Raw genomic sequence first — 25375 nt, forward strand, 5'->3', positions numbered from 1 at the left:
TGCCCGTTTGCTGGTGCGGCCGCCGGATCTGGGTATCATGCCGCTGTGAATGCCGTCGTGATCTTCGCTCCGTCGCCCGTCCTCACGGTCACCGTGGAGGGCCGCGAGGGCGCCGCGGACGTGCATATGCATGCCGGCGGCCAGGGCGTGTGGCAGGCCCGGATGGTCCAGGCCCTCGGCGCCTCCGTGACGATGTGCTGCGTGCTGACCGGTGAGACCGGGCAGGTGCTGGGCCACCTCGTCGGTGACGAGGGCATCGAGGTGCTGGCGGTGCGCCGCTCAGGCCGAGGGGCTGCCTACCTGCACGACCGGCGCGGTGGCGAACGCATCCACCTCGCCGAGGCCCAGGGCGATCCACTCTCCCGGCACGACCTCGACGAGCTCTACGATCTCACCCTCCGGGCGGGCCTGGGGGCGAACGTCATCATCCTCAGCGGGCCGGCCGGCGATCACGTGGTGCCGGCGGATGTCTACCGTCGCCTCGCCGCCGATCTGCGCGCCACGGGCCGGCTCGTGATCGCCGACCTGTCGGGGGAACGTCTCACGGCCGCCCTCCGAGGCCGGGTCAACGTGGTCAAAGTCAGCGACGAGGAACTCCTGGCCGACGCACGCATCACGGAGAACAGCATCGAGCAGATCGTGCACGCCATGTACGTCCTCCGGGAGGAGGGGGCCGGCACGGTGATCATCAGCCGTGCGGAGCGGCCGATGTTGATGCTCTCCAACGGCACCCTCAGCGAGGTTCACGTACCGACCATGCAGATCGCCGATCCGCACGGCGCCGGCGACTCGCTCACGGCCGGAGTCGCGGCCACACTCGCCTCCGGTGGCACGATCGAGGAGGCCGTGGCACTCGGCGCTGCGGCCGGAGCGCTCAACGTCACCCGGCACGGCCTCGGCACCGGCCGGGCCGAAACCGTGCGAACGCTCCGCGACCTGGTCAGCATCTACCCGATGACCGAGTTCCCCGCCATCACGCAGAGCCTGACCCCGGACCAACTCGCGCAGAGGGTGAAAGACCGGTGACCCAGACATTCACCACCCTCATCACGAACGACGACGGAATCGGTTCCCCCGGGCTGCTGAGGCTCGCGCTTGCCGCCCACGACGCGGGGCTGGACGTCGTCGTCGCGGCACCCGCCGAGGAGTCCAGCGGCAGCGGCGCGGCCATCACCGCCACCGAGAGCGACGGGCGCATTCTCGTCGACCGACGGCGCCTGGAGGGGCTGGACGGCATCCCGTGCTACGCCGTGCACGCGGCTCCGGCATTGATCACCCTGATCGCCAGCCATGGGGCGTTCGGCCGGGCGCCCGAACTGGTGCTCTCCGGGGTCAACCCGGGTGCCAACCTGGGCCGGGCCATCCTGCACTCCGGCACGGTGGGGGCAGCCCTGACCTCGGGCGTGAACGGCGGCCGCGGGCTGGCCGTGTCCCTCGATGTCACCGTCAACCCGACGACACTGCGCTGGGGTGTCGCGGCACGCCTCGCCGCCCAGCTGATCCCGTTCCTGCTCGATCAGGAGGCCGGAACCGTGCTCAACCTCAACGTGCCCAATGTCGCCGGAGACCAGATGCCCGAGTTCCGCACGGCAAAGCTGGCCCGCTTCGGCATCGTGCAGACCACGATGACCCAGCAGGACCGGCATCAGATCAGGCTCGCCGTGGCCGACACCGCCGCACATGCGGAACCGGGCAGCGACGCCGATCTCCTGTACCAGGGTTTCGCGACCGTGACCAGCATCCGGTCGGTCGACGAACGGCCGCTCGCCGACCTGGTGCTCTAGCCCGAACCGGTCAGGCGGCACCCGGCCGAACCAATTCGACGGAGATTCTCCCGCACAACGCCGATTCCGGGCGATTCCGGTCCGCTTCGGCAAAAATCTCCGTCGAATTCGTTCGGGCCGCGGAGCTACCTCGTCACGTCGTCGGCGCGGTCGGCGGCCACCAGCTCGCGCACGAGCGGGGCCACCTCGGTGCCGTAGAGCTCGATGCTGGTCATCAGCTTCTCGTGGGCGAGCGTGCCGAGGCTGTACTTCAGGTCGAAGCGGGAGAGCCCCAGGCCGATCGCGGTGGCGGCGATCTTCGTGGCCACGGTCTGCGGTGAGCCCACGAACAGGGCGCCGTCCGGGCCGGCGTCGTGTTCGAAGCGTTCCCGGGTCACCGGGCCCCAACCGCGCTCGCGGCCGATCCGGTCCTGCATGGCGGCGTAGTGCGGCCACATCTCCTCGCGGGCCTGGGCATCCGTTGCAGCGACGTAGCCCGGCGAGTGCTCGCCGATCGGGCGGGTCGGCTTTTCGAACTGGGCCAGGGCGCGGTGGTAGAGCTCGACCAGCGGCACGAAGGCCAGCGGAGAACCGCCGATGATGGCGAGCATGAGCGGGAGTCCGTAGTGCGCGGCGCGCACGACCGACTGCGGGCTGCCGCCCACGCCGATCCACGTGGTCAGGGAACCCGAGTCGGTGGGCGGGAACACCCGCTGGTTGCGGAGCCCGGCCCGGGTCTCGCCCGACCAGGTGATCGGCTCCTCCCTGAGGAGTTCGGTGAACAGGTTGAGCTTCTCCTCGAACAGGAGCTCGTACTGTTCGAGTTCGAGGCCGAAGAGCGGAAACGACTCGGTGAAGGAGCCGCGGCCCAGGATGACCTCGGCCCGCCCGTTGGAGACCGCGTCGAGGGTGGAGAAGCGTTGGAAGACGCGGACCGGGTCGTCGGAGCTGAGCACGGTCACGGCTGACCCGAGACGGATGCCGGTGGTCTGCCCGGCGATCGCGGCCAGCACCACCTCGGGGGCGGAGACGGCGAAATCTTCCCGGTGGTGTTCACCGATCCCGAAGAAGTCCAGACCCACCTGATCGGCCAGCACGCCCTCGGCCACCACGTTGCGCAGCGTCTTCGCCTGGGACAACCGGGCCCCGGACGCGTCGAAGGTGACGTCGCCGAAGGTGTCCAGCCCGAGTTCGAACTTCGTATTCATCTGGTGCGTGCTCCTCGCCGTCGTCGATACATCCGCCTGAAAGTCTATGCAAATGCATTCAATAGCAAAACCAGGGGCCCCCGCCGAATATTCCGGGCCGGGCCGGCCGGTCCCGCCCGGAGGCTCACGGCGCACGGTGTGGAGGCTGGCGCACGATAGAACGTGCGCCTGCTTCCAGAGGGTGCGCCGCGACGGAGTCGTGACCGGGGATTACCGGGCAGAATGGGGTCAGGTGCCACCATCCGGTCGCCCCGGCGACAGGAGATCCCCATGACCGAACACGAACTCATTTCGCTCTGGACCAGGGCCCGCTGGCACATCATCGTGTCTCAGCTCGCACCCACCTTCCTGCTCACGGCGCTCGTGGCCTTCCTGTCCCTCGGCCTCGCGGAAGCCGCGCTGAGCGTGCGGATCGCGGCAGCGGGCATCCTGCTGGCCTCCGGCATTCTCGGCGCCCTCGCGCAGATCGCCGCAGCGAACGAGGGGCTCGCCATCATCGCGGACCTCCGCGGGCTGCCGGCGGCGAGTGCGGTCGGCCGCGGCGTGATCGCCTCCGCGCCCTGGGTCAACGTGGTGCGCTTCGTCACGCCGGCCGTGTTCGTCGTGGTGTACCTCGCACTCCTGGTCGCCCTGTTCCTGCCGAGCGCATAGCCGGGGCAGAGGGCCGCCCGGCACGAATCAGCCCGGCTGTACCGCCTCCAGGTACACCCAGCGGCGGTCCAGGCGCACGAACCGGCTGACCTCGTGCTGCTGCGCGGCCACACCCCCGGACCGGCTGTAGGCCGTGAATTCCACCACACCCTCACTGTCGAACAGGCCGCCCTGCACGGTCCGTTCGATGTCGAGGCGCAGCCACCGCACGTCGGCGTCGAGCTCCAGGCTCTCCGGGCGGGTGAGCGGATGCCACGTCGCGAGCAGGTAACCTGCCTCCCCCCGGGCGAAGGCCGCGTACCGGGAGCGCATCAGCGCCTCGGCCGTGGGCGCGAACGCCTCACCGCTGTGGAACCGGCCGCAGCACTCGGCATAGGGGTTGCCGCTCAGGCAGGGGCAGTGCGGCGGCCGCGGCGTGGGGATCGAAGTCTCTGACACCCTTCCAGTATCGGGGAACGACGGATCGGGGTGGGCACCTGCTCTAGAACCCGGTGGGCTCCGTCTCATACTCCTGATCCGCCGGCCGGACCTCATGGTGCAGGGGGCCGAGTGCCTCGGTCTCCTCGAACCAGAGCAGCGCGTCGTAACGGCCGCCCATCCGGGTGGGAACGTAGTTGCCGTGTTCCTGCCGGGGCAGGTAGAGCACGCCGATGGCGCGGTGGCCCCGCCAACCGGACAGCCACGGGCCGGTGCGGTCGTCGCCGAACACCAACAGTGCAGGCCGGCCGAGGGCACGGTGCAGGAGATCTTCGTGACTCCCGCCGGCGGCGCCCGGAACCACCATCACCTGTTCGGGCACACCCCACTCGGCTGCCGCCAGCACCGTTCCTCGGTGGCCCGCGAAGCCCACGAGGGCCACTCCTTCGTCGGAGTGACGTTCGCGCAGCAGCTGCCCGAGGTTGATCATCCCGCTGTGAGCCATATCGGTGGCTCGCGCATCGCCGATGTGGGTGTTGTGCGCCCAGATCAGGCCCTTCGAGGCCGAGCCGAGGTGGGCGGCGACCCGATCGACGGTCGCCATCATATGCTCGTCCCGGATGTTCCAGGACGACTGGTCGCCGCGCACCATGATGCGGTAGTAGTGCTCGGCTTCGGTGGCCACCGAGGCGTTCTGCACGGCGTCGAAGGCGTCTTCGTCGGTAATGGTGCGTTTGGCGACCTGACGGCGTACCTCCATCAGGAGCGCGACGACATCCGTCTCGCAGGTTTCCGGGACCAGCCGAGTGTTCCAGGCGTAGCGCTGGGGATCCTCACCGTAGGGAACGAAACAGCGCCAGGCCCGCAGGGCGTCGGGCAGAGCGTCAGGGGCGTTAGCCTCGAGCCAGACGACGATGCGACGCAGAGAGTCCCAGAGCGAATACACGTCGAGGCCGTAGAACCCCACCCGTGAATCCTCGGGGCAGGCCAGGTTGTGCTCGCGCAGCCAATCGAGGAAGGCCGCCACGTCCTGGTTGGCCCACATCCACGTGGGCCAGCGCTCGAACCGCTCCAGCAGGCCGCGGGCGTCGAGATGCTGCTCGGTGTGGCCGCGCACCCACCGGTTGATCCGCCAGCAGTCCGGCCAGTCGCCCTCCACCCCGATCCAGGTGAAACCGTGCTCCTCGATCAGGCGCCGACTGAGCTCGCCCCGCCAGTGATAGAACTCATGGGTGCCGTGAGAGGCCTCGCCGATACCGACGAAGCGGGCACCACCGACCTGGTCGACAACAGCATCGAGATCGTCTCGGCCGGACAGGGGCAGCGCGAGTGCCTGGATCTGCGCCAGCACCTCCGGCACGCTCACCTCGCGGCGTGCCGGATTCATTCGGAGGCTCCCGTGGCTCGATTCTCCGCCTGTTTCTGCCGGGCGGCGCCGGGCACCATGCCCGCAGCACCCAGGTGGTCGACGAACCAGTCCCGAGCCAGGCCGGCGGCCTCGGCCAGGGTTCCCGGCTCCTCGAAGAGATGGGTGGCCCCGGGCACCACGACGAGCCGGCTGGGGCCGCCCAGCGCGGCCTGCGCCTGCCGGTTCAGCTCCAGTACGATCGTGTCGGACCCACCCACGATCAGCAGTGTCGGCGCCTGCACCTGCCCCAGGCGGCGGCCGGCCAGATCCGGTCGGCCGCCGCGGGAGACGACCGCCGCGATCCTCCCGCCGGATTCCGCTGCGGCCCACAGGGCTGCCCCCGCGCCGGTGCTGGCGCCGAAATAGCCCACCGGCAGCGACCGGGTCTCGGGCCGGGAGCCCAACCAGCCGGTCACCGCGGTCAACCGGTGCGCGAGCAGTCCGATGTCGAAGACGTGGGCACGGTCGGGTTCCTCCTCACCGGTGAGCAGGTCGAGCAGCAGCGTGCCGAGACCGCCCTGGTTCAGCACCTCGGCCACGAACCGGTTGCGTGGGCTGTAGCGGCCGCTGCCGCTCCCGTGCGCGAACACCACCACCCCGGTGGCTGCCGGAGGCACCCGCAGGTGACCATCCAGCACGACGTCCCCCACCGGTATCTCGACCTCCACGTCGACCTCCCCGGCTGTGGCTGCGGTGCGGGCCGCGGAGACTTCCGCGTCGGCGCCGGTCGCGTCCGCCGGGTCGGATACGGCCGGGGGCATCCGTTGTCTTGTCCTGCGGCGGTCGGCCGCCTCGAGGAGCGCGCTGACCTCGTCATCGGTGGTGGGCGTGAAATCGTAGTAGTGGTAGCCGACCGCGATCAGCTGGGGCGGCACCGACAGGCACACCACCTCGTCGGCGCCGGGCAGGTCACGGATGCTGTCGGCAGCCCCGACCGGGACCGCGAAGACCACCCGGGCCGCTCCCAGACCGCGGGCCACCTCGCAGGCCACCCGGGCGGTCGAGCCGGTGGCGATGCCGTCATCGATCACGAGCGCAATGCGGCCGGTGAGGTCCTGACGTTCCCGGCCGCGCCGGAAGCGGATCACCCGGGATTCCAGTTCGGCCCGCTCATGCGCCTCGACGGCGAACAGCTCGTCCTCGGCGATCTGGGCCAGACCGAGCACCTCGCTGTTGAGCACGCGCACCCCACCCTCGCCGATGGCGCCCATGGCCAATTCGGGTTGAGCGGGCACACCGAGCTTCCGCACCACGATCACATCCAGAGGCAGGTCCAATTCCTCGGCCACGACGGCGGCCACCGGGACGCCACCCCGTGGCAGACCGAGCACGACCGCATCCCGCCCGCGCAGAAATTCCAGTTGCTCCGCCAGCTGCCTTCCGGCATCGACTCGATCCGTGAAAACGACCATCGCTTCTCCTCCTCTGGCCTCCATAGTCGACCCAGACCCGGCGCAGCAACAGGCCGATCGGCTCGGCCCGTCGAATGCGGTCCCGGTGCGAGCGCTGTTCAGGAATGTCGAACAAAGGCGTTAGAGTCAGCGCACCATGGATGAGATCACGATCGGCCGATACCGGCACTACAAGGGCAACCAGTACGAGGTGCTCGGCGTCGCTTCGCATTCGGAGACCGAGGAGAAATTAGTGGTCTACACCGCGCTGTACGGAGAGCGGGGGCTGTGGGTGCGGCCCCTGGCCATGTTCCTGGAGACCGTCAGGGTCGATGGGCAGGATGTGCCCCGGTTCGCCCCCGTCGACGACTGAACGTCGCGGCAGCCTGCACGAAGAACACGCAGTTAAACGAAGAAAGGCCCCGACACCGTCGGGGCCTTTCTGTTCGTGACTTTTCACTGCGAACTACTTGGTGGATCCGAGGGGATTCGAACCCCTGACCCCCTGCATGCCATGCAGGTGCGCTACCAGCTGCGCCACGGACCCAGATTGTGTTTCGGTACTTCCCCGAAACAACTTCTCTAGGCTACTACATGTTTCGCCTGCTGTTGACCACCGCTACTCAGCGGCCTCGTGGGCCGGCAGCTCGATGGGGATGACCGGGCAGTCTTTCCAGAGACGCTCGAGGGAGTAGTACACGCGCTCTTCCTCGTGGAAGATGTGCACGACGAGGTCGCCGAAGTCGACCAGGACCCAACGCCCCTCGGCGCGACCCTCGCGACGAAGCGGCTTGTGGCCGGCTTCGGTCATCTTGTCCTCGATCTCGCCGGCGATGGCCACCACGTTGCGCTCGGAGCGGCCGGTGACGATCAGGAAGATGTCGGTGAGGGGAAGGGGACTGGACACGTCGATCGCGACGAGGTCCTCCCCCGCTTTCGAGTCTGCGGCGGCGGCGGCCACCTGGAGGAGCTCGAGAGCATGGGCAGAAGCGGTCATCGAATGAATCCCTGAGTTAGTGAAAGCGAAATGGATGGCATTAGAAAATGTTGAGGACGTAGCCGGCCACGAACAGTGCGGCGACGCCGAAGGCGAGCACGCCCGCCGTGACGGTCAGGACGGCCGGTACGGTGACGCCGCGCTTGACCGGCGGAGCCATGACGCCCCGGGTCGAGGCGTGGGTGCTGACGGCTCGGCTGGCGCTGACCGGGGCGACATCGCTGTGATGGCCGCCCTCGTCGAGCTGCTCGAGCATCTGGTCCATGTCGGACGAGTCGAACAGGTGGGGCAGCGCGCCGGTGGAGCCGAGGCTGCGAGGCAGGTCGATGGAACCGGTGACCATGATCTCGCCGGTGCTCGAGAGCGGGCCCGACGTGGACCCCTGGTGCGGAATCGAGGGAAGGATGAGCGCATTCGTCGTTGTGGGAATGCCACCGGCGCTGATGCCGCGGGCCACGATCTGATCAAAAGGCTCGAGCTGGGTCACGCCGGGACGATGCTCGTCGACCTCGTCGCGGGCCAGCGACCAGTGGCCGACCGGCGGATGCAGTACGCCGGGACGTGCCTTGACCCTGGTGCGCGGGGTGGCCTCGATCATGAACTCGACCGGAGGGGCCGCCTTGGCCGGCGCCGCGGGAACGTGCAGGGCGTCGATGGCGAACGGGTGCACGCTCGGGGCCGGATCGAATGCGGGTGGGGTGTAGGCAGCGGGCGCGGGCGCAGAGCCCGCCACTGCCGACGTCTCTGCCGGGGCGTCCTGTCGCGGCACGTATTCGTCGGTCTCGACGGTCTGCGCGGCATGCAGGGCGCGCAACTCCCGGCGGGTCAGGGTGTGCTCCAGGGAGGTGGCGTCACTGGGCGGCACGTCGACCGGGCGCGGAGCGAAGGCGGAGACGGAGGCGGCCGGAGTGGAACCCGCGGGGAGGAGATCAGAGGCCGGAGCGAGGGGCGCGGGCGGGACGGCCGAATCGGTGGCAGCGTGATCGTGCCCATTTGCCAACTCGCGCGCTTGCCGCCGCGTCAGTGGCTGCGGGTTGTTACCCAACGTCATGCCACACTCCGATACAGATGATGCTTTGAGATGTACTGGACAACCCCGTCGGGGACCAGATACCAGACCGGGAAACCCCGATTCACACGTTCCCGGCAGTCCGTGGACGAAATGGCCAGAGCCGGAACCTCCAATAAGCTTACGTCCTGGTTGGGTAAACCCGAAATACTGAGCTCATGTCCCGGGCGACTCACAGCCACGAAATGAGCCAGGTCCCAGAGTTCCTGTACGTCTTTCCAGCCCAGGATCTGCCCCATGGCGTCGGCGCCGGTGATGAAGAACAGCTCGGCCTCGGGCCGCTCGGCATGCAGATCCCGGAGAGTGTCGATTGTGTAGGTGGGACCGGTGCGATCGATGTCGACGCGGCTCACGGTGAATCGGGGATTGGACGCCGTTGCGATGACCGTCATGAGATAGCGGTGTTCGCTTTCAGTCACATCCGCCTTCTGCCACGGCTGCCCGGTCGGCACGAAGATGACCTCGTCGAGGTCGAAGCTCTGTGCAACCTCGCTGGCAGCCACCAGGTGCCCATGGTGGATGGGGTCGAAAGTTCCGCCCATCACGCCGATGCGTGGTGGGCGGGCCCCGGGAGTATCGATGGTGGGACCGTTGTTTAGTGGTCGCTGCGTGCGCCGCCGTGGGCGTCGGCGTAGGCCTTCGCCTTGGACTGGTGGCGGTTGGCGACGTCCCGGTAGGACCAGACGACAAAGCCCAGCGCCGCGAAGACGACAAGCCCGACGAGGCCGTAGAGGAACGTCGGCATGGGCAGGGCGACGTGTGCGGTCTCAGCCAGCACAACGTTGAGGAACGACATGAGGTTCTCCATTCAGGGACACAGAACAAAAGCGTGCGCCACGGTAGACCATCCTAGCGGGGCCTACCCGCGCACCTGTCCGGAGCCGCGCACGATCCACTTCGTGCTGGTCAGCTCGGGCAGGCCCATCGGTCCGCGTGCGTGCAGCTTCTGGGTGGAGATGCCCACCTCGGCGCCGAAGCCGAACTCCCCGCCGTCGGTGAACCGGGTCGAGGCGTTGACCATCACGGCGGCACTATCGACTTCGCTGAGGAATCGGTCGGCGTTGACGATGTCGTTGGTGATGATCGACTCGGTGTGCCCGGTCGAGTAGCGACGGATGTGCGCGATCGCCTCGTCGAGGGAGTCGACGACTGCCACGGCCAGCTCGAGGCCCATGTACTCGGTCGTCCAGTCCTCCTCGGTGGCCGGGACGGCGGCCGGATAGAGCTCGCGGACCCGTTCGTCGCCGTGCAGGACGACCCCGGATTCGGCCAGCTTCCCCAGGACCACTGGCAGGAGGCGCTCGGCCGCGGACCGGTGCACGAGGAGGGTCTCGAGGGCGTTACAGACGCTGGGACGCTGCACCTTCGAGTTGTGCACGATGTCGACCGCCCACTGTTCGTCGGCCGACTCGTCGAGGAAGATGTGCACCACGCCGGCGCCGGTCTCGATCACCGGAACGGTGGACTGGGTGACGACGGCCTGAATCAGGCCGGCGCTCCCCCGGGGGATCAGCACGTCGACATAGCCGCGCGCCTGCATGAGGGCGGTGGCACCCGCACGGCCGAAGGGGTCGATGGTCTGAACGGATGCCGCCGGCAGGCCGGCCCGCTCGATGGCGGCCTGGAGCAATCCCACGAGCACCCGGTTGGTGTTCTCCGCGGCCGATCCGCCGCGGAGTACGACGGCGTTGCCGCTCTTGAGCGCGATGGCGGCGATATCGACAGTGACGTTCGGGCGGGCCTCGTAGATCACACCGACCACGCCGAAGGGCACCCGGACCTGGCTGATCCGCACACCGTTGGGCAGGCTGGACCCGCGCACGACCTCACCGACGGGATCGGTGAGCAGGCTGATCTCCAGCACGGCGTCCGCGAGGGCGTTGATGCGCGCATCGTCGAGGCTGAGCCGGTCGAGCATGCCCGTGGACAGGCCGTTGGCGGCGCCCGCGGCAAGGTCCAGGGCGTTGGCGGACAGGATGTCGTCGACGCCGGCGCGCAGGGCACCCGCGATGCCGTGCAACGCCTGGTTCTTCAGCCCGGTCGGTGTCGTGGCCAGGGTGCGGGCGGCGGTCCGGGCGGCTTCGAGGATCGGGGTGATCTGAGGTGAGTCGGTCTGCAGCATCCCGGTAGTTTACGGCAGGGCGGGCTCGAACCAGGTTCCGACTTTGTCCCCGCGCAGCGCCTCGGCCACCAGGCCGGTCGAGGTGACCAGCACCGCGGTTCCGGCCTCGGCAGCGATGCGGGCGGCGGACACCTTGGTGCCGGCACCCCCGGTGCCCACTCCCGAGCGGCTGGCGCCGAACTCCACGCCCTGCAACCGGTCGCCGGAGGCGACGTGGTCGATGCGTTCGGCGCCCGGCAGGTGCGGCGCGCGCGTGTAGAGGGCGTCGACGTCGCTGAGCAGCACGAGCAGGTCGGCGTGGATCAGCGTGGCGACCAGGGCCGCGAGCCGGTCGTTGTCGCCGAAGCGGATCTCATGGGTCGCCACGGTGTCGTTCTCGTTGACGATCGGCAGGATGCGCAGGCCGAGCAGCCGGTCCATCGCCCGGTGGGCGTTGCCGCGGTGAGCGGGGTTCTCGAGGTCGCCGGCCGTGAGCAACACCTGGCCGGCGACGATGTCGTACCGGTCGAGGCTGTCCTGGTAGCGGAAGATGAGCAGGTTCTGGCCCACGGATGCCGCGGCCTGCTGGGTGGCCAGGTCGGTGGGTCGTTCGTCGAGCTGCAGGTAGGGCATGCCCGTGGCGATGGCGCCGGAGGAGACCAGCACGATCTCCGCGCCGCGGCCGTGCGCTGCCGCCAGTGCGTCGACGAGCGGCGCGATCTGCCCGATGTTCGCACCGCTGATCGACGACGAGCCGACCTTGACGACGATGCGGCCCGCTGTTGCGACCTGGTGTCGACTCAGCACGCTCACAGCAGAGCTCGGCCGGGAGCGGTCGGCATGGGCTCGAACCAGGTGCCGCAGGAGCCGCCGGCCAGGGCCTCCGCGGCGAGGCGCGTCTCGGTGACGAGAACGGCCGTTCCGGCGGACGCGGCGAGCCGGGCTGCCTTCACCTTGGTGTTCGCTCCGCCGGTGCCGACGACGCCTGCACCCTTGTTGGCCGTGAATTCCATGCCCTCGAGCTCCTGGTCGAAGCCGATGAAGTCGATGGGTTCCGCGCCCGGCAGATGTGGGGGCCGGGTGTACAGGGCGTCCACGTCGCTGAGCAGCAGCAGCAGGTCGGCTCGGATCAGCACCGACAGCATCGCCGCGAGCCGGTCGTTGTCACCGAAGCGCAGCCCGTAGGTCGCGACGGTGTCGTTCTCGTTCACGATCGGCAGGATGCGCAGATCGAGCAGCCGGTTCACCGCGCGCCGGGTGTTGCTCCGATGCGGTTCGTTGAGGAGGTCACCCTCGGTCAGGAGAACCTGCCCAGCGGCGATGCCGTAGCGGTCGAGGGTCTCCTGGTACCGGGCCGTGAGCACGTTCTGGCCGACGGACGCGGCCGCCTGCTGCGTGGCCAGGTCGCCCGGCCGCTCATCCAGGTTCAGGTAGTCCATGCCGCTCGCCACAGCGCCGCTCGACACCAGGACAACCTCCACCCCGCGCCCGTGGGCCTCGGCCAGAGCCTCGATCAGGGGCGCGATCTGGTCGGAGTTGTCGCCGCTGATCGAGGAGGAACCGACCTTGACCACGATGCGCCGGGCGGAGGAAACCTGGGCGCGGGAGCGGTTGCTCATTCCGTAGTGCTCTCCTTGCGGGGCGACACCGGGACGGATCCATCGCCCGTGAGGGTGTCTCCGTTGTATTCCTCCTCGCCGGTGGACCACATGCCGGCCTCACGCTCGCGGATGAGTTCGGCGCGTGCGGCCGCCTTGGCGTCCATCCGGCCGAAGTACTCCTCGCGGCGCTCGTTGCTGGTGCGTCGCTTGGAGTCGTCCAGCCGGGTGTCGGTGCCTCGCGGAGCGGTGATCAGTTCGGCCGTGGAGGTCAGGGTCGGCTCCCAGTCGAACACCACACCGTTGCCCGGGCCGATGATGACCGTGGACCCGGCGATCGCTCCGGCCTTGAACAGTTCGTTCTCAATGCCGAGCTTGGCGAGCCGGTCGGCCAGGAAGCCGACGGCCTCGTCGTTCTTGAAGTCGGTCTGCTGCACCCAGCGCTCCGGCTTGGTGCCGATGATTCGGTAGATGTTGCCGAACGAGCCACCCTCGACCTTGACCACGAAACCGCTGTCGTCGACGGGCTTCGGGCGGATCACGATGCGGGGCTTGACGGCCTGCGCCGCGGCGGCTTCGACGCGGCCTGCTTCGACGGTCTCGGCCAGCGCGTAGTTGAGCTGCTTGAGACCCTCGTGGCTGACGGTCGAGATCTCGAACACGCGGTATCCGCGGGCCTCGAGGTCGGGCTTGACGAACTCGGCGAGCTCGCGGCCCTCCGGAACGTCGATCTTGTTCAGGGCGACCAGCTGCGGACGCTCGAGGAGCGGCTTCTGGCCATCCGGCACCGGGTACGCGGCGAGCTCCCCGAGGATGACGTCGAGGTCGCTGAGCGGGTCACGGTCGGGGTCGAGCGTGGCGCAGTCGAGAATGTGCAGCAGGGCCGTGCACCGCTCCACATGGCGCAGGAATTCAAGGCCGAGCCCCTTGCCCTCGCTCGCGCCCTCGATCAGGCCGGGCACGTCGGCGACGGTGTAACGCACCTCTCCGGCATCCACGACGCCGAGGTTGGGGTGCAGGGTCGTGAACGGGTAGTCCGCGATCTTGGGGCGGGCGGCCGACATGGCCGCGATCAGGCTGGACTTGCCGGCCGACGGGTAGCCGACGAGCGCGACATCCGCCACGGTCTTGAGTTCGAGCTGGATATCGCCTTCCCAGCCGTAGGTGCCGAGCAGGGCGAAACCGGGGGCTTTGCGCTTGAGCGAGGCGAGGGCGGCGTTGCCGAGCCCGCCCTGGCCGCCGGGCGCCACGACGATGCGGAAGCCCGGTTCGGTCATGTCGGCGAGCTCGTTGCCCTCGGCGTCCTTCACCACCGTGCCGAGCGGCACGGCCAGTTCCATCAGCTCGCTGCCGAAGCCGGCGCGGTGGTCACCCATGCCGGGGCCGCCGTTGGCGGAACTGCGGTGCGGGGACCGGTGGTAGCCGAGGAGAGTGGTCACGTTGGGGTCGGCCACGAGCACGATGTCGCCGCCGCTTCCGCCGTTGCCGCCGTCAGGGCCGGCGAGAGGCTTGAACTTCTCACGCTTGACGGAGACACATCCGTTCCCTCCGTTGCCTGCTCGCAGGTGAAGAGTGACGTGGTCAACAAACGTGGCCATGGGGGTGCCCCTTTCAGGTGGCAAACAAACTCAGTGGTGCCAAATCGGTGGTGCTGTAAAGACGTCGTGCTGTGAAGATGCAGTGCCGTAAAACACGCAAAGGGCGAGCCGAAGCCCGCCCTCACGCTTACCGATGTGGATGCCTACGCGGCAGCCACCACGATGTTGACGACCTTGCGGCCGCCCTTGGCGCCGAACTCAACCGAGCCGGGCTCGAGAGCGAAGAGCGTGTCGTCGCCACCACGGCCGACGTTGACGCCGGGGTGGAAGTGCGTGCCGCGCTGACGGACGATGATCTCGCCCGCGCTGACAACCTGACCGCCGAAACGCTTCACGCCGAGGCGCTGGGCGTTGGAGTCGCGACCGTTGCGAGTGGAACTCGCGCCTTTTTTATGTGCCATCTGTTCTGCTCCTCAGGGCCTAGGCGATGCCGGTAACCTGAACGCGAGTGAGCTCCTGACGGTGCCCCTGACGCTTCTTGTACCCGGTCTTGTTCTTGAACTTCTGGATGACGATCTTCGGACCACGGAGGTCGTTCAAGACCTCGGCGGTAACCGTGATCTTGGCCAGTGACTGCGAGTCAGAGGTGATCGTGTCGCCGTCGACGAGAAGCACAGCGGCCAGCTCGACGTTGCCGTCCTTGTTGGCTTTGATTCGGTCCATCGTGACGATGGTTCCGACCTCTACCTTTTCCTGCCGCCCACCGGCGCGCACAACTGCGTAAACCACGTTACGTACCTATCTCTGGGGAGCCGTGAGGCCCCGTGATGGAAAGTTACTGCTTTGAACAGACCAAGTCGGCCCGTCGCTTTCAGAAAACCTCGGTGATCGCGGGGGCAAAGGCCCATCGCACACCAAAAGTCAACGTTAGCCGATCATCCTGCAACGGTCAAACCGAGGGCGGATCATAGACTCGGACGATGACCGTGTTGATCGACCAGCCCATGTGGCCCGCGCATGGCACCGTCTGGTCCCATCTTGTCAGTGATTCGTCCCTGGCCGAACTGCACGCGTTCGCGGAGGCCAACGGCATCCCCCGCCGCGGCTTCGATCTGGATCACTACGACGTGCCCCAACGCCTGCACGACGCCCTGGTGGCCGCGGGGGCGCATCCGGTGGGCAATCGGGAACTGGTGCTCCGATTGCGTGCGAGCGGCCTGCGGGTGAGCGCGCGCGAGCGCGCTGCCCGCACTCACCCCCCGGCGTCCTGACGGCGCAGCGGCGTTAACGACGGCGGGCGACCGGCGGGCGAGTGGCCCGGGGGCCCTCACACCATCGGTCGCCCGGTCGGGTGGGTCGTTACTGCTGCGGCTCCGAGGTGGGTGCCACGATCGGCTGCGCCGACCCGGTGGATCCACCGGCCGTCGTCACCCGGCGGCTGCGCGAACGCCCCTGGCCGGGCTGCTTGGGCTCGGGCAGGGAGTCCAGCACCGAATCCAGCAGCTGGTCGGTGACCTGCTTGCTGACCGTCCGGCGGCTGCGCGAGGACTTCTTCACCGGGATGTCCAGGATGGCGACCGGCTCGTCGTCGTCGGCCGTCGCGGCCTCGGTCACGGCTGGTGCCGCGTTCGGGGCCTGCGGCGCCTGCTCCACCGGGGTCTGGTCGAGCACGACGGGCGCTGCGGCCCGCTGGCGGGGCGTGGAGGACGCCCGGCGGCTGCGGCGTGCCGGCGGAGTGGACGTCTCCGCGGCAGCGGCCTCGTTCACAGCCGCCTCGATCGGATCGACCTCGGCAGCCGGGGCTGCGGGTGCGACGGATGGCGCCTCGATGGTGGCCGCAGGAGCGGCCGCCTTCTCCGCGGGAGTCGAGTCCGGCGTCGCCTCGGGCAGGGCGATGATCGGAATGGAACCGGTCAGTGCGCGCGGGATGGTGCGCGCGGCGATCAGGGCGAGAGCGTGCTTGGCGTCCTCGGTGATGCCGTGCGTGCCGTGGCCCGCCTTGACGGCATCGACCTGCGGCGCGTTCGCGGTGCCACCGGTCTGGCCGTTGCCACCGCCACGGTGCCCGTTGTCGCCGCCGGAGTTGCTGCTCGCCTTGCTGCGCGGGCGACGCTCCATCGCCGGCTGGGCGGTCTGGCGGTGCTTGAGCACCGGATCGTGGTGGATGACGATGCCACGGCCGGCGCAGGCCTCGCAGTTCTCGCTGAACGATTCCAGCAGGCCGAGTCCGAGTTTCTTGCGGGTCATCTGCACGAGTCCGAGCGAGGTGACCTCGGCGACCTGGTGCTTGGTGCGGTCGCGGCTCAGGCATTCGAGCATGCGGCGCAGTACGAGGTCGCGGTTGGTTTCGAGAACCATGTCGATGAAGTCGACCACGATGATGCCGCCGATGTCGCGCAGGCGCAGCTGGCGAACGATTTCTTCGGCAGCCTCGAGGTTGTTCTTCGTGACCGTCTCTTCGAGGTTGCCACCGGAGCCGACGAATTTGCCGGTGTTGACGTCGACGACGGTCATGGCCTCGGTGCGGTCGATCACGAGGGATCCGCCCGACGGCAGCCAGACCTTGCGGTCGAGGGCCTTCTCGATCTGCTCCGAGATGCGGTACTCGTCGAAGGCGTCGTTCTCACCCTCGTAGCGTTCGACGCGCTCGACCAGGTCAGGGGCGACCTGGCGCAGGTACGCCTCGATGACCTCACGCGATTCCTCGCCGGAGATGACCATCTTCTGGAAGTCCTCGTTGAAGACATCCCGCACGATCTTGATCAGCAAGTCGGGCTCGCTGTGCAGCAGGGCCGGAGCCTGCACCGTGTCCACCTGCCTGGCGATGGACGCCCACTGCGAGGTGAGCCGGTTGACGTCGAGCGTGAGCTGCTCGTCGGTGGCGCCCTCGGCCGCGGTGCGCACGATGACGCCCACGTTCTCGGGCAGGACCTCCTTGAGGATCTTCTTCAGGCGGGCCCGCTCGGTGTCGGGCAGCTTGCGGCTGATGCCGTTCATCGAGCCGTTCGGCACGTAGACGAGGTAGCGGCCGGGCAGCGAGACCTGGCTGGTGAGGCGGGCACCCTTGTGGCCGATCGGGTCCTTGGTGACCTGCACGAGCACCTTGTCGCCCGGCTTGAGCGCGAGCTCGATGCGACGCGCCTGGCTGCTGTTGCCGGAGTTGACTGCGGCGGCGTCCCAATCGACCTCACCGGAGTAGAGCACGGCGTTGCGGCCGCGTCCGATGTCGACGAAGGCGGCTTCCATGCTCGGGAGCACGTTCTGCACCTTGCCGAGGTAGACGTTGCCGATCAGCGAGGCGTCCTGGTTCTTGGCGACGTAGTGCTCGACCAGCACACCGTCTTCCAGCACGCCGATCTGGATCTTGTTGTGCTTGGCCCGCACGACCATGACCCGGTCGACGGATTCACGGCGGGCGAGGAACTCGGCCTCCGTGATCACCGGACGGCGACGGCCGGCATCGCGGCCGTCGCGGCGACGCTGCTTCTTGGCCTCGAGCCGGGTGGAGCCCTTGATGCGCTGGGGCTCGGTGATCAGCTCGGGTTCCCGGGGGGTGCGCACGCGCACGACGGTGTTCGCCGGGTCGTCGGATCCGGACCGGCTCTCGTCGCCGGTGCGGCGGCGGGCGCGACGGCGGACGGTCGACGTTTCGTCACCCTCGTCATCGTGGTCCTGCCGCTGGTCGGGGCGGGTGTCCTGACGGTTGTCCTGGCGCGGATCCTGGCGCGCGGCGTCCCGACGGACGCCGGTGCGGGCCGGCAGCGGCACGATGACCGGGGCCTGGAATACGAGCGACGTCGACGGGCGACGAACCACGTCGGTGGGCGGGGTGGGCGGCGGCGTCGTTTCCACGGCTGCGTCCTGTTCTTGGTCGGGGGCTTCGCCGAACGGAGCGGCCGCAGCCGGCTCGGTCACGGCGTCATCGGTGTGGGCGGGGGCCGGCGTCGTCGCTGTGACCGGCTCGGTGGTTGCCGGGGCAGCGTACGAATCGGCTGACTCCGGGGCGGCGGGCGCGGCATCCGGAGCGGTCACGGGCGCGGCGGCACGCCTCATGGTGCGTCGCGTGCCGAACAAACCCTTGCGTTTTTTATTGTTTTCGTTGTCTTCCACCATCACTGGTGCGCTCCTTGACCGGTGTGGGCGACCGCGCCACCCATCCGGCTACTCTCTCGTGGGAGGATCACGCTTGCGCGAAACCCTCGGGAATCCTCTTCGTTCGCAACCGGCTCTTGGCTCTGGTTGCTAATACCTTTGGTCGTGGGACCAATGAATCTGGGCATTTACGGCCCATTAAGCCTTCTCTGGCGTCAGCTTGAGCGCGGCTCAAGCGACTGTTCCGATTATCGCATGCATTCTCAGGAACACGTGCGAGGCACATGACATAATCCGATGGTGCACCTCACCGAGCCTGTCAAGCGCCCCATCGGGCTCGCCGTCTTCTTCATCATCGGTGGTGCGATCGCCCTCACTGCGGCGTTCCTGCTCACCCTGGACAAGTTCGCCATTCTGGAGGATCCGCAGGCCCAGCTGTCCTGCAACTTCAGCGTGCTGGTGGGGTGCAGCACCAACCTGGGCTCCTGGCAGGGCGCCATCCTGGGCTTCCCCAATCCGGTCATCGGGCTGATGGCCTGGACGGTCGTGATCACGATCGGCGCCGCAATCCTGGCCGGTGCGCAGTTCGCCCGTTGGTTCTGGGTCGCGCTGAACGTGGGTCTGACCGGCGCTCTCGCCTTCGTGATCTGGCTGATGGCTCAGAGCTTCTTCGTGCTGGACGTGCTCTGCCCCTGGTGCATGGTGACGTGGTCGATCACCATCCCGATGTTCCTGGCCGTGACCCTGCACAACCTCACGGCAGGCAACCTGCCGGCCTTCCCCTTCGTGCGTCGCATCGCGGCGGGCGCCTACTCGTGGATCGTGGTGATCACGATCGGCTGCTATCTGGTGGCCGCCGTCATCGCCCAGCTGCACATGGACTTCCTGAACCGCCTCTAGGCCGACCACGTGCCCCGCGCGGCCCGCCCCGTCGGTGGTCGAGCCTGTCGAGACCCGGTGCGCCATCCCCCAGAGTCACCTACCCACATCCGTCGCGGCGCACCGTGCGGAAGCAGGCGCACGCTCTACCCTGCGCCGGCTTCCACACCCTGAGCCGCGAGCCCCGGCGGGCCCGCTCGAGCGTCGTCACCCCGGCGACGGATGCCGGTAGCCGGGCGATCGCCCGGTTGAAAAAGAACAGCCGCTCCCCCGAGATTCGGGAAGCGGCTGTTCGATGCACAGTCTGGGTCAGGAGAACCAGAGGGCGAGTTCGCGGTCGGCGGACTCGGGCGAGTCGGAGCCGTGCACGAGGTTCTGCTGCACCTTGGTGCCCCAGTCGCGGCCGAAGTCGCCGCGGATTGTGCCGGGAGCGGCTGTAGTGGGATCGGTCGTGCCGGCCAGGGAGCGGAAACCCTCGATCACACGTTCGCCGGCGATGCGCAGCACGAGGATCGGGCCGCTTTCCATGAACTCGACGAGCGGTTCGAAGAACGGCTTGCCCTGGTGCTCGGCGTAGTGCTCGGCCAGCAGGGACCGGTCGGCCTGCACGAGCTTCGCGTCGACGAGGGAATACCCCTTCTGCTCGATGCGGCGCAGGATCTCCCCGGAGAGGTTGCGGGCAACGCCATCCGGTTTGACCAATACGAGAGTTTCCTGGACCTGAGTGCTCATGAGTTCTCTTTCTCGTTGTTCTCGTTGTTCTCGTTGTTCGAGTTGAACTGGTTGAACTGCTGGTTCTGGTTGTCGATTCGGGAGCCGGAGATCATGCAGTACGCCCACATGGCCGCGAACATGCCGCCGACGAAGAACATGGCCGGGTTGAGGAAGCCGGCGGCCACCATGATCAGCTGCAGGATCCAGCCGGCGACATAGGCCCACTCATACCGCAGCAGGGCGAGGACGGCCACCATGAGCAGAGCCAGCAGGGCTCCCCCGCCCAGGGCGAGCAGGGGCGGCAGCGCCCCCAGGCCGAAGATCACGAGGGCGGCCAGGGCCACCACGATCACCTCGAAGCCGAGCACGATCGTCGCGAGGGTGCGCTTGACCGACCGCGGTGCGGGGGTCATTTCGCCAGCCATTCCCGGGCGTCGGCCAGAGTGATCGCTTCCCCGACCAGGGTGATCGATCCGGTCACGATCACGGCACGCTTGGGGGCCTCGAGGGCCCAGTCCCGCGCGGAGTCGAGTGCCTGGCTGAGTTCGTCGAATCGGATGGTGCTCTCCTCGCTGCCGACGCCGGCCACCAGATCGGCCAGGTCGTCGACGCCGATGGCGCGCTCCGACTGGGACTGCGTGACGTGGAACCGGGTCACCGTGGGCGTGAGGGCGGCGATGATGCCGGTCGCGTCCTTATCGGCAAGGATGCCCACCACGGCCACGATCTCGTCGAAGTCGAAGTAGTCGGCCAGCGCCGCGCTGAGGGCCGCGGCGCCGTGCGGGTTGTGCGCGGCATCCACCAGCACGGTCGGTTCGATGCCGACCAGCTGCAGGCGTCCGGGCGAGGTGACCTGGGCGAGCCCCTCCTCGACCAGTTCACCGGAGAGTGCGGTGGCCCCCGCGCCGAGGAACGATTCCACGGCGGCGATCGCCACCGCCGCGTTCTGGGCCTGATGGGTGCCGTAGAGCGGAAGGAACAGATCGGAGTAGGTTCCGGCCAGGCCACGCACGGAGATGAGCTGCCCGCCGACGGCGACCTGGCTGCTGAGACAGGCGAACCCCTCGCCCTCGGCGGCCAGGGTCGACTCGGTCAGCTCTGCAGCGCGCTCGAGTTCCGCCTGTGCGGCCGGGGTCTGCCGGGCGGAGACCACGGCGGCGGACGGTTTGATGATGCCCGCCTTGGTTCTGGCGATCTCGGCGATGGTGTCGCCCAGGCGCAGGGTGTGGTCGAGGGCGATGGGGGTGAACACGGCCACCTGCCCGTCGGCGACATTGGTGGAATCCCACTCGCCGCCCATGCCGACCTCGACGACGGCGACGTCGACGGGGGCGTCGGCGAAGCAGGCGAAGGCCAGCACGGTGAGCGCCTCGAAGAAGGTGAGCGCGTCGTCGCCGGCGGCGACGAGCTCGGCGTCGACCATCTGCAGGAACGGCTCGATGTCGGCCCAGTTCGCCGCCAGGGCCTCGTCGGTGATGGACTCCCCGTCGATCACGATGCGCTCGTTGAGGCGCACCAGGTGCGGGCTCGTCATCAGCCCGGTGCGGAGTCCGTAGGCGCGCACGATGCTCTCGGTGATGCGGCTCGTGCTGGTCTTGCCGTTCGTGCCGGTGATGTGGATGATCGGGTACACGGTCTGCGGGTCGCCCAGCAGCTCGAGCGCCCGGCGGGTCGGGGCCAGGCGCGGCTTGGGCGATCCCTCTCCCACGCGGGTGAGGAGGGCGGCGAAGACGGCGTCACCGGCCTCGCGCGCGGCGTCGACCGGTGGGCGCGACGCCTTCGATCCGGGCTTCTTCGAGCCGGGCTTCTTCGATTCAGACATGGACGAGTCCGTTCTCTCGGGCGACGGCGACCAGGACGGTCCCCCGGTTGGCGTACTGGCCGGCCTCGAACAGCACATAGTGCTCCACGGGGAAACCGGCGAGGCTCTGCAGCCATTCGGACGGCAGGCCGTGCAGGAGGCTGTCCTCGGGCACCTCAGCTGCCACATGCGTCGCGAACCGGAGGGTCAGGGTCTCTGCGGCGACGTCGACACCCGGTGCGAGGGCGAAGGTCTCGGCGTCCTCGGCGGAGTAGAAGACGAGATCGAGACGGATGCGGTCGCTCACCTCGAATCCGGCCGACTTGCGGGTGTCCTGCACAGCGCGGATCAGGTCTCGGGCGAAGCCCTCCGCCTCGAGTTCGGGCGTGGTCTGCGTCTCGAGCAGCACGAAACCGCCGCCCGCCAGGAGGGCCAGGGCCGGGGCATCCGTTGCCGCGTCGGCGTCGACGGGGGAACCGTCGGCCGGACCGGTCTGCAGCACGAGCTCATACTCCCCCGCGACCAGGTCGATGCCACCGGCGGTGACGACGCCGTCGGTTTCGCTCCAGTCGCCCGCCCGGGCGGCCTTGATGACCTGCTGCACCGCCTTGCCGAGGCGGGGGCCGGCGACCCGGGCGTTCACGGTGAGCCGGGAGGTCACGCCGTAGGCGCTCGCGCTGTCGTCGGCCAGCTCGACCAGGCGCACGCTCTTGACGTTGAGCTCGTCGCGCAGGATGCCCTCGAACGGGGCCAGGGCCGCGGTGTCGGCGGTGACCACCGTGAGGGTGGCCAGCGGCAGGCGCACGCGGAGCCCGGCCTGCTTGCGCAGCGACAGCACGGTGGAACTGATGGTGCGCACCTGGTCCATGGCGGTGACGAGCGGGGCATCCGCCGGGAACAGGTCGGCGTCGGGCCAGTCGGTCAGGTGCACGCTGCGGCCGCCGGTGAGTCCCTGCCAGATGCGCTCGGTGACGAGCGGGAGCATCGGCGCGGCCACCCGGGTGACCGTTTCAAGCACGGTATAGAGCGTGTCGAAGGCCTCGTTCGCGGTGGTCGCGGTGGTCGAGCCTGTCGAGACCGGGACCTCGACCGCGGCGCCGGCCCAGAACCGGTCGCGCGAACGGCGAACGTACCAGTTGGTGAGCACGTCGGCGAAGTCCCGCAGCCGGGCGGTCGCCTGGGTGCTGTCGAGGGCCTCCAGATCGGCCGTGACCTCCACGATCAGGTCGCGGGTCTTGGCCAGCAGGTACCGGTCGAGCACGTCGGTGGAATCGGTGCGCCAGTTGGCGTCGTAGCCGTTCTCGCCGGACGCGTTGGCGTAGAGGGAGAAGAAGTACCAGGTGCTCCAGAGCGGCAGCATGACCTGGCGGGCACCCTCGCGGATGCCCTCCTCGGTGACGATCAGGTTGCCACCGCGCAACACGGAGGAGCTCATCAGGAACCAGCGCATGGCATCTGAGCCGTCACGGTCGAAGACCTCGTTGACGTCGGGGTAGTTGCGAAGCGACTTGGACATCTTCTGCCCGTCGTTGCCGAGCACGATGCCGTGGCTGACCACGTTCTTGAACGCCGGGCGGTCGAACAGGGCGGTGGAGAGCGTGTGCAGCATGTAGAACCAGCCGCGGGTCTGCCCGATGTACTCCACGATGAAGTCGGCCGGGTTGTGGCTGTCGAACCAGTCGGCGTTCTCGAACGGGTAGTGCACCTGGGCGAACGGCATCGAGCCGGAGTCGAACCAGACGTCGAGCACATCCGTGATGCGCCGCATGGTGGACTGCCCGGTGGGGTCGTCGGGGTTCGGGCGCGTGAGCTCGTCGATGTAGGGCCGGTGCAAGTCGGTGGGGCGCACGCCGAAGTCGGCCTCGAGCTCGTCGAGCGAGCCGTAGACGTCGATGCGCGGGTAGTCGGGGTTGTCGCTCTTCCACACCGGGATGGGCGAACCCCAGTACCGGTTGCGGCTGATCGACCAGTCGCGGGCGTTGCCGATCCACTTGCCGAACTGGCCGTCCTTGACGTTCTCCGGCACCCAGTTGATGTCCTGGTTGAGGTCGACCATGCGGTCCCGGAAATCCGTGACGCGAACGAACCAGCTCGACACGGCCTTGTAGATCAACGGGTTGCGGCACCGCCAGCAGTGCGGGTACGAGTGCTCGTAGCTGGCCTGGCGGAGCAGGCGGCCCTCGTTCCTGATCAGCTGCGTGAGGGGCTTGTTGGCGTCGCTCCAGAGCTGGCCGGCGACCTCGGGCACGTCGGCGAGGAACTTGCCGCCCGCGTCGAGGGAGATGATCACCGGGATGCCGGCGGCCTCGCAGATCTTCTGGTCCTCCTCGCCATAGGCAGGGGCCTGGTGCACGATGCCGGTGCCGTCCGCAGTGGTGACGTAGTCGGCCACGACAATGGTCCACGCGTTCTGGGTGCCCCAGAGGGCGGTGTCGGCGTAGTAGTCGAACAGACGGTCGTAGGAGACGCCTTCGAGATCGGCACCGATGACGGTGCGCGACACGGCGGCGACGGCGTCGGCCGCCGACTCGTATCCGAGGTCCTTGGCGTAATTGCCGACCAGGTCGATGGCGATCAGGTATTCGGCGCCGAGAACCTCGGTGGCGGCGGACGCCGCGGCGCCCTCCCGCAGCACGGTCGCATCCGGGGTGCCGTTCGGGCCGGCCGGCACGACGGCGTAGACGATCTCCGGCCCCACGGCGAGCGCCAGGTTCGTCGGGAGCGTCCACGGAGTGGTCGTCCAGGCGAGGGCGCGCACGGCGGTCAGCCCGAGTGCCTCGGCCTTGGCACCCACGAGCGGGAAGGTGACCGTGACGGTCTGGTCCTGACGCATCTTGTAGACGTCGTCGTCCATGCGCAGTTCGTGGTTGGACAGCGGCGTCTGGTCGCGCCAGCAGTACGGCAGGACCCGGTAGCCCTCGTAGGCCAGGCCCTTGTCGTGCAGCCTCTTGAACGCCCAGATCACGGACTCCATGAAGGTCACGTCGAGGGTCTTGTAGTCGTTCTCGAAGTCGACCCAGCGCGCCTGGCGGGTGACGTATTCTTCCCACACCCTGGTGTACTTGAGCACGGAGCTGCGGGCGACGGCGTTGAACGCGCCGATGCCCATCTTCTCGATCTCGCTCTTGTCGGTGATGCCGAGTTCGCGTTCGGCTTCGAGCTCAGCCGGCAGGCCGTGCGTGTCCCAGCCGAAGCGGCGGTGCACGAGCTTGCCGCGCATGGTCTGGAAGCGCGGGAAGAGGTCCTTCGCGTACCCGGTGAGCAGGTGGCCGTAGTGGGGCAGCCCGTTGGCGAAGGGCGGGCCGTCGTAGAAGACCCACTCGGGGGCATCCGCCCGGTTGTCGATCGACGCCTGGAAGGTGCCGTCGTTCTTCCAGAACGCGAGCACGTCGGTTTCGATCTGGGGGAAGTTCGGCGAGGGCACGATGCCGCCGGGCTGGTCGGTGGAACCGGACTGCTGGCCTTGGGGGTACGTCATGAATCTCCTGGACGAGTCGGGCAGGCTGTGCTCCTCCGGTGCTGGAAGAGCCAGTTCTGCCCCTGTTCCACGAGGACGCCGACTCCGAACGGGATTCGCCGCGGTACCACCTCGCTTGCCGCCCGAGGCCGAAACTCCGGGAAACCGCTTGTTCTGAGGCTGTGACGGGCCCGACCCGTTCGGTTCTACTGGGAACCACCGCGAGGATGATTGCCGTTCTTCCGAAGACTCACCGGTGATGGCCGGATCACAGTCATGTTGTTCGATTCT

Annotated in this window: 25 protein-coding genes and 1 tRNA gene; 6 read left to right on the forward strand and 20 right to left on the reverse strand. The window is 68.4% G+C overall.

Translation table 11 applies throughout. The features are described from left to right. Positions 1 to 45 precede the first annotated feature (45 nt). Together AC0J5J_RS04090 and surE are read left to right on the forward strand one after the other, a co-directional pair. Positions 46 to 1026, forward strand: coding sequence for a PfkB family carbohydrate kinase (locus tag AC0J5J_RS04090; RefSeq protein WP_474899626.1), 981 nt, complete (start codon positions 46 to 48; stop codon positions 1024 to 1026). Then, positions 1023 to 1784 (forward strand): 5'/3'-nucleotidase SurE, encoded by a 762-nt coding sequence (surE, locus tag AC0J5J_RS04095; RefSeq protein WP_474899628.1) that lies wholly within the window; start codon positions 1023 to 1025, stop codon positions 1782 to 1784. The genes AC0J5J_RS04090 and surE overlap by 4 nt, the downstream gene beginning before the upstream one ends. Before the next feature lie 125 nt (positions 1785 to 1909). On the opposite strand, the gene AC0J5J_RS04100 is transcribed toward surE, so the two are convergent. Beyond that, on the reverse strand, positions 1910 to 2971 hold the full coding sequence (locus AC0J5J_RS04100; RefSeq protein WP_134424088.1) for an LLM class flavin-dependent oxidoreductase: 1062 nt from the start codon (positions 2969 to 2971) through the stop codon (positions 1910 to 1912). A 270-nt stretch (positions 2972 to 3241) separates the two neighbouring features. Between AC0J5J_RS04100 and AC0J5J_RS04105 the strand changes: the two genes are divergently transcribed. Continuing rightward, entirely contained in the window at positions 3242 to 3622 is a 381-nt protein-coding gene (locus AC0J5J_RS04105) for a hypothetical protein (RefSeq protein WP_474899630.1), read from the forward strand. A 27-nt stretch (positions 3623 to 3649) separates the two neighbouring features. Here AC0J5J_RS04105 and AC0J5J_RS04110 read toward each other — a convergent pair whose 3' ends face one another. The 3 genes from AC0J5J_RS04110 to AC0J5J_RS04120 are packed head-to-tail and all read right to left on the reverse strand — an operon-like array spanning position 3650 to position 6859. Further along, positions 3650 to 4060: a YchJ family protein gene (locus tag AC0J5J_RS04110; protein ID WP_241972682.1), complete on the reverse strand. Its 411-nt coding sequence runs from the start codon at positions 4058 to 4060 to the stop codon at positions 3650 to 3652. Between the two features lie 43 nt (positions 4061 to 4103). Then, complete coding sequence (locus tag AC0J5J_RS04115; protein ID WP_474899632.1) at positions 4104 to 5426, reverse strand: erythromycin esterase family protein; 1323 nt, start codon at positions 5424 to 5426, stop codon at positions 4104 to 4106. Continuing rightward, complete coding sequence (locus tag AC0J5J_RS04120; protein ID WP_474899633.1) at positions 5423 to 6859, reverse strand: phosphoribosyltransferase family protein; 1437 nt, start codon at positions 6857 to 6859, stop codon at positions 5423 to 5425. The genes AC0J5J_RS04115 and AC0J5J_RS04120 overlap by 4 nt, the downstream gene beginning before the upstream one ends. 136 nt (positions 6860 to 6995) lie before the next feature. On the opposite strand from AC0J5J_RS04120, the gene AC0J5J_RS04125 reads away from it, so the two are divergent. Next, on the forward strand, positions 6996 to 7211 hold the full coding sequence (locus tag AC0J5J_RS04125) for a DUF1653 domain-containing protein (RefSeq protein ID WP_134424092.1): 216 nt from the start codon (positions 6996 to 6998) through the stop codon (positions 7209 to 7211). Between the two features lie 98 nt (positions 7212 to 7309). On the opposite strand, the gene AC0J5J_RS04130 is transcribed toward AC0J5J_RS04125, so the two are convergent. The 11 genes from AC0J5J_RS04130 to rplU all read right to left on the reverse strand — a co-directional run bounded on the left by AC0J5J_RS04130 (position 7310) and on the right by rplU (position 14930). After that, positions 7310 to 7385: transfer RNA gene (locus tag AC0J5J_RS04130), tRNA-Ala, on the reverse strand. A 72-nt stretch (positions 7386 to 7457) separates the two neighbouring features. Further along, a complete protein-coding gene (gene rsfS / locus AC0J5J_RS04135) occupies positions 7458 to 7835 on the reverse strand; it encodes a ribosome silencing factor (RefSeq protein ID WP_474899635.1) in 378 nt (125 codons plus the stop codon). A 40-nt stretch (positions 7836 to 7875) separates the two neighbouring features. Then, positions 7876 to 8886 carry a hypothetical protein gene (locus AC0J5J_RS04140; RefSeq protein ID WP_474899637.1) on the reverse strand — a complete coding sequence of 337 codons (1011 nt, stop codon included), beginning with the start codon at positions 8884 to 8886 and terminating at the stop codon, positions 7876 to 7878. Next, positions 8883 to 9485 carry a nicotinate-nucleotide adenylyltransferase gene (gene nadD, locus AC0J5J_RS04145; RefSeq protein ID WP_474900186.1) on the reverse strand — a complete coding sequence of 201 codons (603 nt, stop codon included), beginning with the start codon at positions 9483 to 9485 and terminating at the stop codon, positions 8883 to 8885. The genes AC0J5J_RS04140 and nadD overlap by 4 nt, the downstream gene beginning before the upstream one ends. 14 nt (positions 9486 to 9499) lie before the next feature. After that, complete coding sequence (locus AC0J5J_RS04150; RefSeq protein WP_134424096.1) at positions 9500 to 9700, reverse strand: hypothetical protein; 201 nt, start codon at positions 9698 to 9700, stop codon at positions 9500 to 9502. Positions 9701 to 9763: 63 nt separating this feature from the next. Beyond that, entirely contained in the window at positions 9764 to 11026 is a 1263-nt protein-coding gene (locus tag AC0J5J_RS04155; RefSeq protein WP_474899639.1) for a glutamate-5-semialdehyde dehydrogenase, read from the reverse strand. Between the two features lie 9 nt (positions 11027 to 11035). Further along, entirely contained in the window at positions 11036 to 11818 is a 783-nt protein-coding gene (proB, locus tag AC0J5J_RS04160; RefSeq protein WP_134424098.1) for a glutamate 5-kinase, read from the reverse strand. Beyond that, positions 11815 to 12624, reverse strand: coding sequence for a glutamate 5-kinase (proB, locus tag AC0J5J_RS04165; RefSeq protein ID WP_134424099.1), 810 nt, complete (start codon positions 12622 to 12624; stop codon positions 11815 to 11817). The genes proB (AC0J5J_RS04160) and proB (AC0J5J_RS04165) overlap by 4 nt, the downstream gene beginning before the upstream one ends. Further along, the gene (gene obgE, locus AC0J5J_RS04170) at positions 12621 to 14201 is read right to left on the reverse strand and encodes a GTPase ObgE (protein WP_474899641.1); all 1581 of its coding nucleotides are present in this window, start codon (positions 14199 to 14201) and stop codon (positions 12621 to 12623) included. The genes proB (AC0J5J_RS04165) and obgE overlap by 4 nt, the downstream gene beginning before the upstream one ends. Before the next feature lie 143 nt (positions 14202 to 14344). Further along, positions 14345 to 14602 carry a 50S ribosomal protein L27 gene (gene rpmA / locus AC0J5J_RS04175; protein WP_104169636.1) on the reverse strand — a complete coding sequence of 86 codons (258 nt, stop codon included), beginning with the start codon at positions 14600 to 14602 and terminating at the stop codon, positions 14345 to 14347. Between the two features lie 19 nt (positions 14603 to 14621). Further along, a complete protein-coding gene (gene rplU / locus AC0J5J_RS04180; protein ID WP_104103412.1) occupies positions 14622 to 14930 on the reverse strand; it encodes a 50S ribosomal protein L21 in 309 nt (102 codons plus the stop codon). A gap of 191 nt (positions 14931 to 15121) precedes the next feature. On the opposite strand from rplU, the gene AC0J5J_RS04185 reads away from it, so the two are divergent. After that, entirely contained in the window at positions 15122 to 15412 is a 291-nt protein-coding gene (locus tag AC0J5J_RS04185; protein ID WP_474899643.1) for a DUF4031 domain-containing protein, read from the forward strand. A gap of 88 nt (positions 15413 to 15500) precedes the next feature. Here the strand turns inward: AC0J5J_RS04185 and AC0J5J_RS04190 are convergent, their stop codons facing one another. After that, positions 15501 to 18194, reverse strand: a complete 2694-nt coding sequence (locus AC0J5J_RS04190; RefSeq protein ID WP_474899645.1) for an Rne/Rng family ribonuclease — start codon at positions 18192 to 18194, stop codon at positions 15501 to 15503. 336 nt (positions 18195 to 18530) lie between these two features. Here AC0J5J_RS04190 and AC0J5J_RS04195 point away from each other — a divergent pair, with 336 nt between their 5' ends. Next, positions 18531 to 19133: a vitamin K epoxide reductase family protein gene (locus AC0J5J_RS04195; RefSeq protein WP_474899647.1), complete on the forward strand. Its 603-nt coding sequence runs from the start codon at positions 18531 to 18533 to the stop codon at positions 19131 to 19133. Between the two features lie 288 nt (positions 19134 to 19421). Here AC0J5J_RS04195 and ndk read toward each other — a convergent pair whose 3' ends face one another. The 4 genes from ndk to ileS are packed head-to-tail and all read right to left on the reverse strand — an operon-like array spanning position 19422 to position 25105. Continuing rightward, positions 19422 to 19844, reverse strand: a complete 423-nt coding sequence (gene ndk, locus AC0J5J_RS04200) for a nucleoside-diphosphate kinase (protein ID WP_134424103.1) — start codon at positions 19842 to 19844, stop codon at positions 19422 to 19424. Then, complete coding sequence (locus tag AC0J5J_RS04205; protein WP_166785486.1) at positions 19841 to 20239, reverse strand: DUF4233 domain-containing protein; 399 nt, start codon at positions 20237 to 20239, stop codon at positions 19841 to 19843. Before AC0J5J_RS04205 ends, ndk begins: the two co-directional genes overlap by 4 nt. Next, positions 20236 to 21648 (reverse strand): bifunctional folylpolyglutamate synthase/dihydrofolate synthase, encoded by a 1413-nt coding sequence (locus AC0J5J_RS04210; protein ID WP_134424105.1) that lies wholly within the window; start codon positions 21646 to 21648, stop codon positions 20236 to 20238. Before AC0J5J_RS04210 ends, AC0J5J_RS04205 begins: the two co-directional genes overlap by 4 nt. Further along, positions 21641 to 25105 (reverse strand): isoleucine--tRNA ligase, encoded by a 3465-nt coding sequence (ileS, locus tag AC0J5J_RS04215; protein WP_474899648.1) that lies wholly within the window; start codon positions 25103 to 25105, stop codon positions 21641 to 21643. The genes AC0J5J_RS04210 and ileS overlap by 8 nt, the downstream gene beginning before the upstream one ends. Between the last annotated feature and the right edge of the window lie 270 nt (positions 25106 to 25375).

The organism is Cryobacterium sp. TS_SC_7, from assembly GCF_056156285.1.

Coding starts and splice junctions, on each gene's coding strand:
- AC0J5J_RS04100 (WP_134424088.1), bottom strand. CDS start 2,971: ATGAATACGAAGTTCGAACTCGGGCTGGACACCTTCGGCGACGTCACC.
- AC0J5J_RS04105 (WP_474899630.1), top strand. CDS start 3,242: ATGACCGAACACGAACTCATTTCGCTCTGGACCAGGGCCCGCTGGCAC.
- AC0J5J_RS04115 (WP_474899632.1), bottom strand. CDS start 5,426: ATGAATCCGGCACGCCGCGAGGTGAGCGTGCCGGAGGTGCTGGCGCAG.
- AC0J5J_RS04120 (WP_474899633.1), bottom strand. CDS start 6,859: ATGGTCGTTTTCACGGATCGAGTCGATGCCGGAAGGCAGCTGGCGGAG.
- AC0J5J_RS04125 (WP_134424092.1), top strand. CDS start 6,996: ATGGATGAGATCACGATCGGCCGATACCGGCACTACAAGGGCAACCAG.
- rsfS (WP_474899635.1), bottom strand. CDS start 7,835: ATGACCGCTTCTGCCCATGCTCTCGAGCTCCTCCAGGTGGCCGCCGCC.
- AC0J5J_RS04140 (WP_474899637.1), bottom strand. CDS start 8,886: ATGACGTTGGGTAACAACCCGCAGCCACTGACGCGGCGGCAAGCGCGC.
- AC0J5J_RS04150 (WP_134424096.1), bottom strand. CDS start 9,700: ATGTCGTTCCTCAACGTTGTGCTGGCTGAGACCGCACACGTCGCCCTG.
- AC0J5J_RS04155 (WP_474899639.1), bottom strand. CDS start 11,026: ATGCTGCAGACCGACTCACCTCAGATCACCCCGATCCTCGAAGCCGCC.
- proB (WP_134424099.1), bottom strand. CDS start 12,624: ATGAGCAACCGCTCCCGCGCCCAGGTTTCCTCCGCCCGGCGCATCGTG.
- obgE (WP_474899641.1), bottom strand. CDS start 14,201: ATGGCCACGTTTGTTGACCACGTCACTCTTCACCTGCGAGCAGGCAAC.
- rpmA (WP_104169636.1), bottom strand. CDS start 14,602: ATGGCACATAAAAAAGGCGCGAGTTCCACTCGCAACGGTCGCGACTCC.
- AC0J5J_RS04185 (WP_474899643.1), top strand. CDS start 15,122: ATGACCGTGTTGATCGACCAGCCCATGTGGCCCGCGCATGGCACCGTC.
- AC0J5J_RS04190 (WP_474899645.1), bottom strand. CDS start 18,194: ATGAGGCGTGCCGCCGCGCCCGTGACCGCTCCGGATGCCGCGCCCGCC.
- AC0J5J_RS04195 (WP_474899647.1), top strand. CDS start 18,531: ATGGTGCACCTCACCGAGCCTGTCAAGCGCCCCATCGGGCTCGCCGTC.
- ndk (WP_134424103.1), bottom strand. CDS start 19,844: ATGAGCACTCAGGTCCAGGAAACTCTCGTATTGGTCAAACCGGATGGC.
- AC0J5J_RS04205 (WP_166785486.1), bottom strand. CDS start 20,239: ATGACCCCCGCACCGCGGTCGGTCAAGCGCACCCTCGCGACGATCGTG.
- AC0J5J_RS04210 (WP_134424105.1), bottom strand. CDS start 21,648: ATGTCTGAATCGAAGAAGCCCGGCTCGAAGAAGCCCGGATCGAAGGCG.
- ileS (WP_474899648.1), bottom strand. CDS start 25,105: ATGACGTACCCCCAAGGCCAGCAGTCCGGTTCCACCGACCAGCCCGGC.